This window comes from Nocardia sp. CA-107356 (assembly GCF_050946365.1).
In the GTDB taxonomy this organism is placed as follows: Bacteria; Actinomycetota; Actinomycetes; order Mycobacteriales; family Mycobacteriaceae; genus Nocardia.
In genome coordinates this window covers 1602900-1618130 of the sequence record NZ_CP191992.1, presented here as the reverse complement: position 1 = coordinate 1618130, position 15231 = coordinate 1602900, and the positions used below count along the sequence as shown (strand labels likewise).

At 66.0% G+C, this 15231-nt stretch carries 13 protein-coding genes and 1 pseudogene; 6 read left to right on the top strand and 8 right to left on the bottom strand.

What is annotated here, in order from left to right; genetic code table 11:
• Nucleotides 1-70 precede the first annotated feature (70 nt).
• On the top strand, nt 71-1018 hold the full coding sequence (gene dapD, locus ACQP1G_RS07475; RefSeq protein WP_433199917.1) for a 2,3,4,5-tetrahydropyridine-2,6-dicarboxylate N-succinyltransferase: 948 nt from the start codon (nt 71-73) through the stop codon (nt 1016-1018).
• A 169-nt stretch (nt 1019-1187) separates the two neighbouring features.
• Here the strand turns inward: dapD and ACQP1G_RS07470 are convergent, their stop codons facing one another.
• Together ACQP1G_RS07470 and ACQP1G_RS07465 are read right to left on the bottom strand one after the other, a co-directional pair.
• Nucleotides 1188-1577 carry a PPOX class F420-dependent oxidoreductase gene (locus ACQP1G_RS07470; RefSeq protein ID WP_433199914.1) on the bottom strand — a complete coding sequence of 130 codons (390 nt, stop codon included), beginning with the start codon at nt 1575-1577 and terminating at the stop codon, nt 1188-1190.
• 41 nt (nt 1578-1618) lie between these two features.
• Nucleotides 1619-3046, bottom strand: a complete 1428-nt coding sequence (locus ACQP1G_RS07465; RefSeq protein WP_433199911.1) for an acyl-CoA synthetase — start codon at nt 3044-3046, stop codon at nt 1619-1621.
• Nucleotides 3047-3178: 132 nt separating this feature from the next.
• Between ACQP1G_RS07465 and ACQP1G_RS07460 the strand changes: the two genes are divergently transcribed.
• Nucleotides 3179-4027, top strand: a complete 849-nt coding sequence (locus tag ACQP1G_RS07460; protein ID WP_433208258.1) for an oxygenase MpaB family protein — start codon at nt 3179-3181, stop codon at nt 4025-4027.
• On the opposite strand, the gene ACQP1G_RS07455 is transcribed toward ACQP1G_RS07460, so the two are convergent.
• Nucleotides 4028-4657 (bottom strand): TetR/AcrR family transcriptional regulator, encoded by a 630-nt coding sequence (locus tag ACQP1G_RS07455; RefSeq protein WP_433199908.1) that lies wholly within the window; start codon nt 4655-4657, stop codon nt 4028-4030.
• Between the two features lie 184 nt (nt 4658-4841).
• Here ACQP1G_RS07455 and ACQP1G_RS07450 point away from each other — a divergent pair, with 184 nt between their 5' ends.
• Both ACQP1G_RS07450 and ACQP1G_RS07445 read left to right on the top strand, forming a co-directional pair.
• Complete coding sequence (locus tag ACQP1G_RS07450) at nt 4842-5726, top strand: oxygenase MpaB family protein (RefSeq protein ID WP_433199905.1); 885 nt, start codon at nt 4842-4844, stop codon at nt 5724-5726.
• 101 nt (nt 5727-5827) lie between these two features.
• Nucleotides 5828-6697, top strand: coding sequence for an oxygenase MpaB family protein (locus ACQP1G_RS07445; protein WP_433199902.1), 870 nt, complete (start codon nt 5828-5830; stop codon nt 6695-6697).
• On the opposite strand, the pseudogene ACQP1G_RS07440 reads toward ACQP1G_RS07445, so the two are convergent.
• The 5 genes and pseudogenes from ACQP1G_RS07440 to ACQP1G_RS07420 form a co-directional block, all read right to left on the bottom strand.
• Nucleotides 6694-6852: pseudogene (locus ACQP1G_RS07440) on the bottom strand (proline dehydrogenase); the annotation flags it as partial. The gene ACQP1G_RS07445 and the pseudogene ACQP1G_RS07440 overlap by 4 nt on opposite strands.
• Nucleotides 6853-6938: 86 nt before the next feature.
• A complete protein-coding gene (gene pruA / locus ACQP1G_RS07435) occupies nt 6939-8576 on the bottom strand; it encodes an L-glutamate gamma-semialdehyde dehydrogenase (RefSeq protein WP_433199899.1) in 1638 nt (545 codons plus the stop codon).
• Nucleotides 8577-8636: 60 nt separating this feature from the next.
• Entirely contained in the window at nt 8637-9752 is a 1116-nt protein-coding gene (dapC, locus tag ACQP1G_RS07430; RefSeq protein ID WP_433199896.1) for a succinyldiaminopimelate transaminase, read from the bottom strand.
• A complete protein-coding gene (fdxA, locus tag ACQP1G_RS07425) occupies nt 9749-10072 on the bottom strand; it encodes a ferredoxin (protein WP_014987978.1) in 324 nt (107 codons plus the stop codon). Before fdxA ends, dapC begins: the two co-directional genes overlap by 4 nt.
• A 199-nt stretch (nt 10073-10271) precedes the next feature.
• Nucleotides 10272-12875: a bifunctional FO biosynthesis protein CofGH gene (locus ACQP1G_RS07420; RefSeq protein WP_433199893.1), complete on the bottom strand. Its 2604-nt coding sequence runs from the start codon at nt 12873-12875 to the stop codon at nt 10272-10274.
• Between the two features lie 268 nt (nt 12876-13143).
• On the opposite strand from ACQP1G_RS07420, the gene ACQP1G_RS07415 reads away from it, so the two are divergent.
• Together ACQP1G_RS07415 and ACQP1G_RS07410 are read left to right on the top strand one after the other, a co-directional pair.
• Nucleotides 13144-13641 (top strand): PH domain-containing protein, encoded by a 498-nt coding sequence (locus ACQP1G_RS07415; RefSeq protein WP_433199890.1) that lies wholly within the window; start codon nt 13144-13146, stop codon nt 13639-13641.
• Nucleotides 13638-15212, top strand: coding sequence for a PH domain-containing protein (locus tag ACQP1G_RS07410; RefSeq protein ID WP_433199887.1), 1575 nt, complete (start codon nt 13638-13640; stop codon nt 15210-15212). The genes ACQP1G_RS07415 and ACQP1G_RS07410 overlap by 4 nt, the downstream gene beginning before the upstream one ends.
• Nucleotides 15213-15231 lie beyond the last annotated feature (19 nt).

Here is a 15231-nt window from a genome sequence, read left to right as displayed (position 1 = left end):
GATGCCAGCCTACGACCGCTGGTCGACGTGGCTCACCATGGGCGAGGACGGATGGGTAACCTCTGTTGACGTGAGCATTCAGGGAGCAGCAGCAGTCGGTATCGCCAATGTGACCGCAGACGGGACCGTATTGGATACGTGGTATCCGAATCCGGAGCTGGGCGCGTTCGGTGAGACCGGGACGAAGCGGCTGGATGAGGCGCCCGCTGAGTACGCGGCGCTGCTCGGGTTCGACGAGGCGCGCGGGGTGGATGTGATCGCGGTGCGGACCACGATCGCCGATCTGTCCGCGGCGCCGGTCGACGCGCACGATGTGTACCTGCGCCTGCACCTGCTCTCGCACCGGCTGGTCAAGCCGCACGAGGTGAGCTTGGACGGGCAGTTCGGGCTGCTCAGCAATGTGGTGTGGACCAACCATGGTCCGGCCGCGGTGGAGGGCTTCGAGGCGACGCGCGCCAAGCTGCGCGCCCGCGGACCGGTCACCGTGTACAGCATCGATAAGTTCCCGCGGATGGTCGACTATGTCGTGCCGTCGGGCGTGCGCATCGGCGACGCCGACCGGGTTCGCCTCGGCGCGCATCTCGCCTCGGGCACTACCGTCATGCACGAGGGCTTCGTGAACTTCAATGCGGGCACCCTCGGCGCCTCGATGGTCGAGGGCCGCATCTCCGCGGGCGTCGTGGTCGGCGACGGCTCCGATATCGGTGGCGGCGCCTCCACCATGGGCACGCTGTCCGGCGGCGGCACCACCATTATCTCGATCGGCGAGCGCTCCCTGCTCGGCGCCAACTCCGGCCTCGGCATCCCCCTCGGCGACGATTGCGTGCTGGAAGCCGGCCTCTACCTGACCGCGGGCACCAAGGTCACCGCGCCCGACGGCACCGTGGTCAAGGCAGCGGCCCTCAGCGGCCAGAACAACCTGCTCTTCCGCCGCAACTCCACCACCGGCGCCGTCGAGGTCGTCCCCCGCAAGGGCACCGGCATCGAACTCAACGCCGACCTGCACGCCAACGACTAGGCTCATCCGCCTCCCCCGATCTTCAGGCGCCGGACCCAGTCGCGACAACGGTGACGTCGGCGGGCGGCGGCGTGGCTGCGGGCACGTTGGCCCGTCCCCCACGAGTTACCCATGTGCGTACGAAATCAGTTGTCTCGCCGATCCGGACACACCGCGTCGGCACAGGTGGCTACGCGTGGTTGACACCCGCCTCCAGGCCGAAGGCGATGATTCGGGTGGGGTGGATGCGGATCATTTCGCGGGAGACGCCGGGGATGTAGGGGTCTACATCGGTCAATTGTTCTGCGGTACCGCGGATTTCGAGGCAGCGCACGCGCCAGGGTTGGACCGAGGCGATATCGTCGACGACGAAGGCGACGCGGTTGTTGGTGGCGATATTGCGAAACTTCCAGGAGGTGCCCATATTCCAGCCCGCGATATCGATAGTGCCGAGGTCCGCGTTATAGCGGAAGCCGACCGGGCTGTTCTGGGGTGCCCCGTCGGGGCGCACGGTCGCCAGTCGTCCGAGGCGTTGGGTGTGCAGATAGTCGATCTGCTCAGGGGTCAGTGCTTCGCTCATGTCGCGACCGTAGAACCTGAACCCAAGCTGAGGTCAAGCGCTCAGCCCAGCAGCTTCTTCTGCACCTTCCCCATCGCATTGCGTGGCAATGAATCCACCACGCGAACCTCGCGCGGGCGCTTGTGCACCGAAAGTTGCTCGGCCACATGCTCGATGAGGTCCTTCTCGATGGAGTCGGGTGCGGCGCCGCGCAAGACGACGTACGCGACGATGCGCTGCCCCAGATCGTCATCGGGGAGCCCGACCACCGCCACCTCGGCGACTGCTGGATGCCCGAGCAGCACGGTCTCGACTTCACCGGCTCCGATCCGGTACCCACCGGATTTGATGAGGTCGACGGATTCCCGGCCCACGATGCGATGGAAGCCATCGGCATCGATGGCCGCGACGTCACCGGTCTTGAACCAGCCGTCGTCGGTCCAGCATTCGGCGGTCGCCTCGGCCCTGTTGTAGTACCCGTCGAAGAGCATCGGGCCGCGGACCTGCAGTCCACCGATGCTCTCACCGTCATGCGGGACCTGCGCGCCGGCTTCATCCGCGAGCCGGGTCTCGACGCCAGCGACGCGAGTGCCGACCCAGCCGGGGCGGCGTTCCCCATCGGCGCGGGTGGACAGCGTGATCATTGTTTCGCTCATGCCATAGCGCTCGATCGGCGCGTGTCCGGTGAGTTCACGCAGCCGGTCGAAGACCGGCACCGGCAGCGGCGCACTGCCCGAGACGAGCAGTCGCGCATCGGCCAATCGCCTTGCCGCATCGGGATCTTCGACCACGCGCGACCAGACGGTCGGCACGCCGAAGTAGACCGTGCCGCGGGCATCGGCATAGGCCTGCGGTGTCGGTTTGCCGGTATGGATCAGCGGGCTGCCCACCCGCAGCGGCCCGAGCAGGCCGAGAATCAGTCCGTGCACATGAAATAGCGGAAGCCCATGCACAAGTACGTCATTCGGGGTCCAGGCCCATGCGTCGGCGAGCGCGTCGAGCCCGGCGGCGATGGCACCGCGGTTGAGTACGACCCCCTTGGGCAGACCGGTGGTCCCCGAGGTGTAGAGCACGAATGCCGGTGTGGCCGGGTCGGGTTCGGGGTAGGAATGCCAGGAGCGAGCGTGCACACGCACCGGTACCACCGGCAAGTCCGTCCCCTCCGGCGCCTCCCCCAGCCATGCCTGCGCAGCCGAGTCGGTGAGAATATGCGCCAGTTCGGCGGTCCCCGAATCCGGCGGCACCGGCACCACCGTCACCCCCGCGATGAGACAGCCGACGACCGCGAGCACCGTGGTCACGGTCGGCCGGGCCAGCACCGCCACCCGATCCGCGCGAGCGATGCGCTCGGCGACCGATGTGGCGGCGCCCAGCAAATCACTACGCGACAACGTGACCCCGTCGATGGTGACGGCATCCGGGATATCCGCTCCGGCGGCGACGGCGAGCGGGTTGAGCGAACGAAGCAGCAACGGCGGACCGAACGACATTCGCTCACGCTACTTCGGCGCGGCACCACACCCCTACGCTCCCCCTTGACAGCGCCGTGACGGTTGACACACCCATGAGGCGGTGAGAAGGTTGATCAATATCCTTCTCAACAATGAGAACGGGGGTCGATGATGACCAGCCCGCCTCCACGGCCACCGCGCGACGCAGCGGACACCTTCGATATCGAGCAGTACATCGACGGTGTCGCCGCCTTCTTCGGCGGCACGGCGAATGTCATCATGCAGCTCAGTACGCTGCCGGTCGGCTACGGCGTCCTGGAGAGCACCGTCGACAGCGGCAAGGTCATGCTGCATCCGATCAAGCGGCTGCGCACCACCCTTACCTACCTCTCGGTCGCCTTGCTCGGCACCGACGATGACCGCACCACCTACCGCGATGCCGTCAACTCGTCACATCACACGGTCAAATCCACCGCGGCGAGTCCGGTGCAGTACAACGCCTTCGATCCGAAGCTGCAACTCTGGGTCGCGGCCTGCCTGTACTGGGGTGCCCGCGACATCTACGAGCGCATGCACGGCCCGATGCGTGACACCGATGCGGAAGCCTTCTACTACTACGGCGCCCGACTGGGCACCACCCTGCAAATGCCACCGCAGATGTGGCCAGCCGACCGCGCCGCCTTCGACGAGTACTGGACCGAGAATCTCGCGAAAACCACGATCGACCCGCCGATCCGCGACTACTTCGACGACCTGATCGATCTGAAGATGCTCCCGCTTCCCGCACGCTTGACCTTCGCCCGATTCCACCGATTCGTGGTCACCGGCCTGCTACCCGAACATCTGCGCGACCAGATGGGCATGACCTGGACCGCGCGCGACGATCGAACGCTCGCCACCATCCTGCACACCCTGGGTTCGGTCACAGCGCGAATACCGAAGCAGGCCAGGATGTTTCCGATCAATGCCTACCTCTGGGACATGCGCGTGCGCAGGCGTTTCGGTCGGCGCCTGGTGTGACTAGATCCGGAACGAAACGACCACATGTTCTCGGGCGAACCTCCGCATCGCGGCGTCGTCATCGAGCGGCAGTACGGTTTGCGGCGTCAGCGCCAATGACAGCGCCGTCCGGGCGGTCATCTCAGCGAGCGGCTCCGGGTCGTACTCGGGTAGCTTGCCCTCGGCCTGCAGCCGAGAGATGAACTCGGCCAGGTAGTCCCGGCCGAGCTCGATCACCGGCGCACCCTTGGTGGTGAGATACGGCAGCACGATCTCCGGCTCGGTCTTCAACAACCGCTCGAGCAGCTTGTTGCCGCGCAAGCCGTTCAGAAACGCGACGAACAGCTCTACGATCTGATCCTCGGCGCTGGCGTCGCGATCGACCTGCCGTTGCAGCGCCGCGTCCACCTCCTCGACGAACTGACGCGCCTGCCGCATCCCGACCGCTTGGATGAGATCGGATTTGCTCGCGAAGCGCCGATAGAGCGTGGCCAGCGAAAGTCCGCCGCGCCGGGCGACCTCCACCATGCTGGTCCGCTTGATGCCGAAATCCAGGAACGCCAGCAAGGCGGCGTCCAGCACCCGCGATTGATTGCGGTCCTCCGGCCCGGTGCTGCGCACCAGGGCCAACAGTCTGGTCAGCCTCGCCATATTTCCCACCCTATTCCGGTCCGGTGACACGATGACACCGCTAGCATCGCATGCCATCAGCTGCCAATGCCCCCGAACACCGGGAAAGCGTGATTGACAGCACGTCGACACGATGAGAAGGTTGATATCAAACCTTCTCATTGCCGCTCATCGCATGAGCGGCCACAGAAAGGCGAGGTCAACGATGACCGAACCACTGCACAATGCCGACGACCTGCCGAATCCCGGCCCTATCGGCCCCACCGCCATCGAGCCCATCACACCGGAAACCGTTGTCGAATATATCGACGGACTCGCGGCATTCCTGGGCGGTGCCGCCAATGTGATCATGCAACTGAGCCTGCGCCCGGTCGGGCGCGGCGTGCTGGAGAGCACCGTGGACAGCGGCAAGGTGACGCTGCACCCGATCAAACGGCTGCGCACCACACTCACCTATCTCGCGGTCGCACTGATGGGCTCCGAACAGGAGCGCGCGACCTACCGGGACGCGGTCAACGAGTCACATCGGCCGGTCCGCTCGACCTCGGCGAGCCCGGTGAAATACAACGCCTTCGATCCCACACTGCAGCTCTGGGTGGCCGCCTGTCTCTACTGGGGCATCGACGATCTCTACACCCGCATGCACGGTCCGATGGATCCCGATGCGGCCGAAGCCCTCTACCAGTACAGCGCCCGGCTCGGCACCACCTTGCAGATGCAACCGGAGATGTGGCCCGCCAATCGTGCCGAGTTCCAGCGATATTGGGACGAGAACCTGCCGAAGCGCGGCATCGAGCCCGCCCTGCGCGACTACTTCGACGACCTCATCGACCTGAAGATGTTGCCGCGGCCGATTCAGTTCGTATTCGCCCGCCTGCAACGGTTCTTCGTAACAGGCCTACTGCCACCGCATCTGCGTGACGAGATGCGGATGACCTGGACAAACGATGATCAGCGCCGATTCGATCGACTGCTGCGGGCGATCTCAGCGGTGCACACCCGGCTGCCGAGGCAGGCGCGGATGTTCCCGTTCAACGCCTACATGTTCGACGTTCGCAGGCGCATCCGATTGGGTAAACCGCTCGTGTAGGGGGATCGTTTGACAGGCTATCGAGTCGATGAGAAGGTAATTACTCATTCTTCTCATCGCTTTCGATTGCCGCTGATCGACCCGGAAAGACGAGGCCGACGATGACCTTGCCGCTACCCGCACAGCCGCCCGATCCCGTAGCAACCTGCCGCTATGGCACCGTCGACGACTTCGCCATGGACAAGTTCTGGAGCGGTGTCGCGGCCTTCCTCGGTGGTACGGCCAATGTGATCATGCAGCTGAGCCTGCGGCCGGTCGGCTACGGCGTCATGGAGAGCACGGTCGAATCCGGCCGGATCGATGTACACCCGTGGAAGCGGATGCGCACCACGCTGACCTATCTCGCCGTAGCGTTGATGGGCACCGAACACGACCGCGCGATCTACCGCGAGGCCGTCAACGGCTCGCATCGGGCCGTACATTCCGAGCCCGGTGCTCCGGTCAAGTACAACGCCTTCGACCCGAAGCTGCAACTCTGGGTCGCCGCCTGTTTGTATTGGGGCGTAGTCGATCTGGAGGAGCGACTACACGGACCGATGGACGAGGACACCGCGGAGGTGTTCTACCAGTATGCGGCTCGACTGGGCACCACCCTGCAGATGCGACCGGAAATGTGGCCCGCCGACCGAAAGGCGTTCCAGGAGTATTGGAATACCAATCTGGCGACCAAGATTATCGACCCGCGTACCCGCCGATACCTCGACGATCTCATCGATCTGAAGATGGTCGCCCGGCCGTTGCGCATATTCGCACCGCTGCAGCGACTGTTCGTGACCAGCCTGCTGCCGCCGCACCTGCGCGCCCAGATGCGCATGCACTGGAGCGCACGCCAGGAGCGTTTCGCGAATCGGCTGCTGCGGGTGACCGGCGCTGTGCACCGCCGACTGCCGAAGTGGGCCAGGCTCTTTCCGATGAACCTCTACCTATGGGATATGCGCAGGCGGCATCGACTCGGTAAGCCGCTGGTCTAAGACTTGCTGACCAGCGCGCGCAGAAAGAACGTGAGGTTGGCCGGGCGTTCGGCCAGGCGGCGGGTCAGGTAGCCGTACCACTGGCTGCCATAGGGCACATACACCCGCACGGTATTGCCCGCGGCCAGCCGCAACTGCTCGGTATCTCGAATGCCGGGGAATTCGGCACGCAACGCACGAATCGTGGCTAGTTTCCGCCGCGGCGAATCGGCCGCCGCCAGAATGACCGGCCGCAACGGATTCATTCCGACTTCATGTGCGGATACCGGTGATCACCCGGCGGCACGAAGGTCTCCTTGATCGTGCGTGGCGCGACCCAGCGCAGCAGATTCAGCGGTGATCCCGCCTTATCGTCGGTGCCCGAGGCGCGCGCACCGCCGAAGGGCTGCTGGCCGACCACCGCACCGGTCGGCTTATCGTTGACATAGAAGTTGCCCGCGGCGAATCGCAGTGCGGCCGAGGCCTGTTCGATCGCCTTGCGATCCTGGGCGAAGACGGCGCCGGTCAAGGCATACGGCGCGGCCGATTCCACCTCGGCCAGCACCGCGGCGTAGGAGCCGGGTTCGGCATCGTCGTAGACGTGCACCGCGAGGATGGGGCCGAAGTACTCCGTGGCGAAGGCTTCATCGTGCGGATCGTCCACCAACAGCACTGTCGGCCGCACGAACCAGCCCTCGCTGTCGTCGTATCGGCCGCCCGCCGCAATGGCGATACCCGCCGACCTGGCCCGTTCGATGGCGGCCACATTCTTGTCGTAGGCCCGCCGATCGATCAGCGCCCCACCGAAATTCGTCAGATCGGCGACGTCGCCATAACTGAGTTCCCTGGCCAGTTGGAGGAAGTCGTCGCCGATCGTGCGCCACACCGAGCGCGCGATATAGGCGCGCGAGGCCGCCGAGCACTTCTGGCCCTGATATTCGTAGGCGCCGCGAATCAGCGCGGTACGCAAGGCATCCGGATCCGCGGATGGATGCGCGACGATGAAGTCCTTGCCACCGGTCTCACCGACCAACCGCGGATACGAACGGTATCGGCCGATATTCGCGCCGACCTGCGACCACAGGAACTGAAACGTCTTGGTCGACCCGGTGAAGTGGATGCCCGCCAGCCGCGGATCGACGAGTGCTACCTCCGACAGCTCGACACCGTCACCGGTCACCATATTGATGACACCGGGCGGCAGTCCGGCCGCCTCGAGCAGGCGCATCGTATAGAACGCCGAGAGTGTCTGCGTGGGAGACGGTTTCCACACCACGGTATTGCCCATCAGCGCGGGCGCAGTGGGCAGATTCCCGGCGATCGCGGTGAAGTTGAACGGCGTGATCGCGTAGACGAACCCCTCCAGCGGGCGATAGTCCATCTGGTTCCACACCCCCGCGCTCGACTGCGGCTGCTGCTGCAGGATCTGGCGCGCGAAGGCCACGTTGAAGCGCCAGAAGTCGACGAGTTCGCAGGGTGCGTCGATCTCGGCCTGCTGGACCGTCTTGGATTGGCCGAGCATGGTCGCGGCAGCCACCGTCTCCCGCCACGGCCCGGCCAGTAGATCGGCCGCCCGGAGGAAGATGGCTGCCCGCTCGTCGAATGCCATGGTCCGCCAGCCGGGTGCCGACGCCATCGCAGCCTCGATGGCGCCGTGGGCTTCCGAGTGGGTGGTATCGGTGTAGGTGCCGAGCACCTGCCGATGTCGATGTGGGGCGACGATATCGTGCCGAGCACCGATGCCCGGCCGATGTTTACCGCCGATGACGAGCGGAATATCGATGGATTCGGCGGTGATCTCGGTGAGCTCGGCGTTCAGCAGTTCGCGCTCACGACTGCCCGGCGCGTAGGAATGCACCGGCTCATTACCAGGGATAGGGACTACCGTGACAGAGTCCATACTCAAGGCTAACGCCGTTCCCGGGCCGTCGGGCGCGACCGCAGGCCGTGTCGGCGAGACTCAGGTCAGGCGTTGTGCCGCGGCCTCGATGCGCTCGTCGGTGGCGGTGAGCGCGATGCGCACGTACTCACCCGCGCCAGGTCCGTAGAAGTCGCCGGGGGCGGCGAGAATACCGCGCTCGGCCAGCCAGTCCAGGGTGGTGCGGCACGGCTCGCCCCGGGTGCACCACAGGTAGAGGCCCGCCTCGGAGTGATCGATGCGGAAACCGGCCTGCTGCAAGGCCTTTCGCAGTACCTCGCGACGCGCGCGATAACGCTCACGCTGCTGCGCCTCATGGGTGTCGTCACCGAGTGCGGCGGTCATGGCCGCCTGGATCGGGAACGGCACCATCATCCCGGAGTGCTTACGCACCTCGAGCAATTCGGCGATGAGTTCCGGATCGCCCGCGACGAAACCGGCGCGGTAGCTGGCCAGGTTGGAGGTCTTCGACAGCGAGTGCACCGCGAGCAGGCCGGTGTGGTCGCCGTCGCATACCTCGGGATCGAGGATCGAGACCGCCGGCCCCTGCCAGGCCAAGCCGAGGTAGCACTCGTCGGAGGCGACGACCGCGCCGCGCTCGCGCGCGAACTGGACAACCTTGCGCAGATGCTCGACACCGAGCACCTTTCCCGTCGGATTCGACGGTGAGTTCACATAGATAAGGGCGGGCGAGCGCGGACCCAACCGGGTCAGCCCGTCCGCCCGCACCACCTGCGTACCGGCCAGCAGCGCACCAACCTCGTAGGTCGGGTAGGCGACCTCGGGGATGACGACCAGATCGTCCGCGCCGAGGCCGAGCAGCCGCGGCAGCCCGGCGATCAGTTCTTTGGTGCCGATCACCGGCAACACCGCGGCCGGGTCCAGACCCGTGATCCCGTACCGCCGCTTCAGCGCATCGACCGCCGCGACGCGCAGCTCGACGGTGCCGTGCGTGGTCGGATAGCCGGGCACATCCGCGACCGCACTCAACGCCGCCCGGATCAGCGGGTCCACCGGATCGACCGGAGTGCCGACCGACAGGTCGACGATTCCGCCCGGATGCGCGGCGGCCTTCGCCTTCACCGCCACGATGGTGTCCCAGGGGAAATCGGGGAGTAGACCGCTGACCCGGCGACGCGATGACACCTCAGAGCTCATTCACTCGCCATCGGCGGCAGCTCTTTGATGAACGGCGGGTCGTAATCCACCTTGCCGACCTTCGTCGCACCGCCGGGCGAGCCCAGCTCGTCGAAGAAGTCGACATTCGCGTTCACGTAGCCGCTCCATTGGTCCGGGGTGTCGTCTTCGTAGAAGATCGCCTCCACCGGGCACACCGGCTCACATGCACCACAGTCCACGCACTCGTCGGGATGGATGTACAGCATGCGACCACCCTCGTAGATGCAGTCCACGGGGCATTCCTCGATGCATGCCTTGTCCTTCACGTCAACGCACGGTTCAGCGATGATGTACGGCACTGCCGCTCTCCTAGTCTGTCCTCACGGGGATACTCCGCCCAGCGTCACACTATCCCGGCGACCCAGGTTACTCCCGGTCAGCCTGCCCTAACCAACTTGGTCCCGCAGCCCACTCGGTGGATACGAAACACCCATTGCATCCGCGTCTTTGCGAATCGCCGCGATATGACGACCGGGACCCTGATATCGACCCGGTGTACTACCCCACCGACAGTGGCAGCGCCGCCGAAATCTTCCGCGGTGGAACACCGTAGGTGGTGGTGCGTTCGCGCACCGGACGGCCGATACCCTCGGCGATCTCGGCGAGTTCCGCGACGGTCTTGGCGGAGCCGTGTTGGGATCCGGCCATGCGGGAGATGGTCTCTTCCATCAAGGTACCGCCGAGATCATTGGCGCCGCCGTTGAGCATCATGCGAGTGCCCGCCGTGCCGAGTTTCACCCAGCTGGTCTGAATGTTATCGATGCGGCCGTGCAACATGATCCGCGCGAGGGCATGGGCCGCGCGGTTGTCCCGAATGGTCGGGCCCGGTCGCGCCGCGCCCGCCAGATACAGCGGCGCGCTCTGATGCACGAACGGCAGCAGCACGAATTCGGTGAAACCGCCTGTCTCGTCCTGGATTCCGCGCAGCACTCGCAGATGTCCGACCCAGTGCTTCGGGTTGTCGACGTGGCCGTACATCATCGTGGAACTCGAGCGCAGGCCGACCTGATGCGCGGTGGTGATCACCTCGACCCACGCGGAGGTCGGCAATTTCCCCTTGGTGAGCACCCAGCGGACCTCGTCGTCGAGGATCTCCGCCGCCGTGCCCGGAATCGTGTCCAGTCCGGCTTCCTTCAGCGCGACCAACCAATCGCGGATGCTCTGCCCGCCGCGCGAGGCGCCGTTCACGATCTCCATCGGACTGAACGCGTGCACATGCATCGACGGCACCCGCTGCTTGATCGCGCGCACCAGATCGGCATAGCCGGTGACCGGCAGATCCGGGTCGATACCGCCCTGCATACAGATTTCGGTCGCGCCGTCGACATGCGCCTCCCAGGCGCGGTCGGCGACCTCGTCCATACTCAGGGTGAACGCGTCGGCATCACCCTTGCGCTGGGCGAACGCGCAGAAGCGGCAACCGGTGTAGCAGATATTGGTGAAGTTGATATTCCGGTTCACCACATAGGTGACCTCATCGCCGTTGACATCGCGGCGCAGTTGGTCGGCCAGTGCGGTGACCGCCTCCAGTGCCGGCCCCTCCGCGGTTGCCAGCGCGAGGTATTCGGCGTCGGTGAGGCCAGCCGGATCGTTTTCGGCGGCGCGCAGCGCGGCGAGCACATCGGAATCGAGCCGCTCGGGTGTCGCGACCGCGAGATCGCGGGCCTGTTCGCGAATGGTGTCCCAATCGCCGAAGGCACCGACGACATCCTGGCCCAGTGCGGAATCGCTGCGGCTCTCGGTATTTCGGCCCTCGGAATCGATCGAGGTATTGAGGTCGATGCGGCCCGCGGATTCCCACGACTCGTCCGGTTCCTGCCAGGGCAGGCCGACCGGGATCGCATCCGGATTCGCCAGACCGGTCCTCGGATCGGTGAGCGCCGCGACATGTGCGCCGATGCGCGGATCGACCCACGGATTGCCCGCGCGCACATATTTCGGATGCGCCGAAGTGCGTTCGACGAGTTCGTAGCCGGCGGCCTCGGTGATTTCGCGCAACGTATCGAGGTTCGGCCAGGGCCGTTCGGGGTTGACGTGGTCGGGGGTGACCGGCGAGACGCCGCCCCAGTCATCGATGCCCGCATCGATCAGAGCCTGGCATTCGGAGTGCGACACCAGGTTCGGCGGCGCCTGCACTGGAACGTCGGGTCCGAGCAGCAGTCGGGTGACCGCGATGGTGGCACGGAACTCCTCCATGCCAGCGTCCGGGACATCGCGCATGGCGGTGTCGTCCTTGGCCCGGAAGTTCTGGATGATCACTTCCTGGATATGCCCGAATGCCTTGTGCTGCTTGCGGATCGCCATGATCGACTCGGCGCGCTCGGTCAGCGTCTCGCCGATGCCGACCAGAATGCCGGTGGTGTAGGGCACCGAAAGCCGACCCGCGTCGGTGATGGCGCGCAGCCGCACCGCCGGATCCTTATCCGGACTTCCGTAGTGGCAGTTGCCCTTCTCGGTGAACAGCCGGGTGGCGGTGGTCTCGAGCATCATGCCCATCGACTGCGCCACCGGCTTGAGCCGGGAGATCTCCTCCCAGCTCATCACGCCGGGATTCAGATGCGGCAGCAGGCCGGTCTCCTCGAGCACCATGATCGAGACGGCGCGCAAGTAGTCCAGCGTGGAGTCGTAGCCGCGCTCGTCGAGCCACTGCGCGGCCTCCGGCCAGCGGTCCTCGGGCCGGTCACCGAGGGTGAACAGCGCCTCCTTGCAGCCGAGCGCCGCGCCGCGCCGCGCGATATCGAGCACCTCGTCGGGCTCCAGGAACATGCCCTTGCCCTCGGCGCGCAACTTGCCGGGCACCGTGACGAAGGTGCAGTAGTGGCATTTGTCCCGGCACAGCTTGGTCAGCGGGATGAAGACATTGCGCGAATAACTGATCGTCTTCGGCCGCCCCGCCGATTCCAGTCCGGCATCTCGCACCCGGGCGGCGCTGCGACACAGGTCGACGAGGTCGTCGCCGCGCGCGTGCAGCAGCACGGCCGCCTCGTCCACGTTCAGTGTCACGCCGTCGCGGGCCCGCCGCAGCGCACGGCGCATTGCCGATGGCGTTGGCGGTGCGGGCGGGACGCTCGGGGTCGCTAGCTCGGTCACGCCCTCGATCATGCGCTACACATCCTGGGCTGTCTCCCTCCAGTGCTCGTGACCGTTGCCAACTCCGGGGTTGCACGCACTATTCCGAATTCACGGGTCAATCTATTCCCGCGCAGGCCCAGCCGTTTTTGCGGTGGTTCGTGATCGCCTCGGCGGCGGCCCGTCGGTCCAGCGCGATCGCGGAAAAGCCGGCTTGCCGTCGCGCACGAAGGCGCTGGCCGATGATTCGATGGTTCCTGGTCCCGCGCGTCCGGAGCGTGCGCGTGGAACCATGGCAGGCATGTCGCAGTCGCGCACGATCATGGCCGACCCGGCCTGGCGTCCGAGTACCAAGGCCAAGCTGTTGTGGACGATTCAGGCCGCGGTCGGATGGGTGCTTCCCGTCGTGGCGTTGATCGTCTGGGCGCTGGTCGATACCGGGCACCGGGGCGCGCAGTTGGTCGTCTTCGCGGTGGCGGTGGTGCTCGCGGGGCTGAGTATCGCAGTGGTGCCGCTGTGGCGATACGCCGTGCATCGGTGGGAGGTGACCGATGAGGCGGTGTACACCCGGGTCGGGTGGTTGGCGATCGAGAGCCGGGTGGCGCCGATCTCCAGGGTGCAGACCGTTGATACCGAGCGCGGGCCGCTGGAGCGGTTGCTCGGTCTGGCGACGGTGACCGTCACGACGGCATCGTCCGCCGGAGCGGTGCGGATCTCCGCACTCGATCTGCCGGTCGCCGAGCAGACCGTCACGCGGCTGACCGAGATCGCCGCATTGCACCGCGGGGACGCGACATGACCGAAAACGTGCCGGAATCCGATCTCGCGCCGGAGACGGATCAGCCGTGGTTGCGGCTGGATAGGCGAATGCTGTTGGTACACCCCATTACCGAGGTGGTGAAGTTCATCCCGGTGCTGATCGGGTCGGTCATCCTCGGGACCAATACCGGCAACCACCTCTGGGGTCTCATCGCTTTGGCGCTGATCGTCGGCTTCGCGCTGACGCGCTGGTTCACCACCACCTACCGGGTCGGGCCGACGCATGTGGAGTTGCGCACCGGGTTGATCCAGCGCAAGAAGCTGTCGGTGCCGCGGTCGCGGATCCGGTCGGTGGATATCGAAGCCGATCTGCTGCATCGGGTGCTCGGACTCGCCGTACTGGCGATAGGTACTGGACAGCATGCGGATTCGCGCGAGAAGTTCAAGTTGGACGCGTTGGACGCGGATGTGGTGCCGCGGTTGCGGGCGGTTCTGCTCGCCCATACCTCGGCCGGGGAGTCGCCCGCTGAACAACAGATTGTTGATCCGCTGCGAAAAGGCCGGCCGGAGTACGCGTCCCACGACGCCCGCGAGATCGGCCATTGGCAAGGGAGCTGGGTGCGTTACGCACCGCTGTCGCTGACCGGTTTCGCGATCATCGCCCCCATTGTCGGTATCGCGTTCCAGTACGGGATCGGCCAGGTGCTGTTCAGTTCGGACGCGGTGCACAGCCTCGAGGACGGCAGTGCCGCCCTGATCGCGATCGTCATCGCACTGCTGATCGTCGCGATCGTGGTGATCGTCAGCCTCGCGGCCTGCGCCCGTTATCTGGCTACCTATTTCGGGCTGCGGGTGCTCGATGACGACCGCACCCTGCACCTGCGCCACGGACTGTTCACCACCCGGCAGATCACCCTGGATCTGGCCCGCTTCCGCGGCGCGACCGTCAACGAGCCGCTGCTGCTGCGCTTGGCGGGTGCCGCCGAGTTGGAAGCCATCATGACCGGTCAGAGTCCGCGTCAAAAGATCCTTCCGCAGGCACCGCGCTCCGCCATCGAACGCACGCTGGCGGAATTGCTCGTGCCACGAGGCGCCGAGAATATGGCGACGAGCCCCGTGCAGCAGCAAGGCGCGACCGTGAGCACCGCACCACTGATCGCGCACGGCCCGATCGCGCGCCGCCGCAGGTACACCCGGGCGTTGAGCCCGATCCCGATCGTCGCGGCCGTGCTGGGGATCACTTCCCTTGCCGGAGCGGACCTTTCACCGTGGTGGTGGCTGCTGCCCGCGCTCACGGCCCCGATCGCCGCCGCGCTGGCGGCGGACCGCTACCGCGGACTCGGCCATGCCGTCCTGCCCGCCACTGAAACCAACCCGGCTTGGCTGATCACCCGCTCCGGTTCGCTCGACCGCGATCGTGACTGCCTGGAGGCTCCGGGCATCATCGGCTGGACCGTCCGCCAATCCTTCTGGCAGCGCCGCTCCGGCGTCGCCACCGTGGTAGCCGCCACCGCGGCCGGGAAGAAGCGCTACCTCGTCGTCGACATTCCGCTCGACCAGGCCTGGGCGCTCATCGAATCAGCGACGCCCGGACGCCTCGGCACTCGCTGATACCGACCGATGCGGCCCC